Origin of the sequence: Microbacterium sp. ZXX196 (assembly GCF_009709595.1) — a bacterium.
In the GTDB taxonomy this organism is placed as follows: Bacteria; Actinomycetota; Actinomycetes; order Actinomycetales; family Microbacteriaceae; genus Microbacterium; species Microbacterium excoecariae.
Genome location: NZ_WMEE01000195.1, coordinates 1 through 270, shown reverse-complemented (window position 1 = coordinate 270; position 270 = coordinate 1). Strand labels below are relative to the sequence as shown.

The following is a 270-nucleotide window of genomic DNA, read 5'->3' as shown; positions in this document are numbered from 1 at the left end:
ATCTTCCCCGACCTGCCTGTCACGTCCAAGCCGACCGAAGTCCGCATGGGCAAAGGCAAGGGCTCGGTCGATTACTGGGCCTGCAAGGTCAAGCCGGGCCGGGTAATGTTCGAGATCGACGGCGTCAACGAGACGGTCGCGCGCGAAGCGCTGCGGCTGGCTGCGATGAAGCTGCCGATCAAGACGCGCACGGTGGTCCGCGAGGACTGGTAAGCCGTCGCCATCGCGATAGGATCGGCCCTCACCTCGGTGGGGGCCTTTTCGTTTCAG

1 protein-coding gene is annotated in these 270 nt (G+C 64.4%); it reads left to right on the top strand.

Annotated features, from left to right (window positions below):
• A partial coding sequence (gene rplP / locus GJQ66_RS12735; RefSeq protein WP_155049650.1) for a 50S ribosomal protein L16 occupies positions 1-213 on the top strand: 213 nt, incomplete at its 5' end.
• Positions 214-270 lie beyond the last annotated feature (57 nt).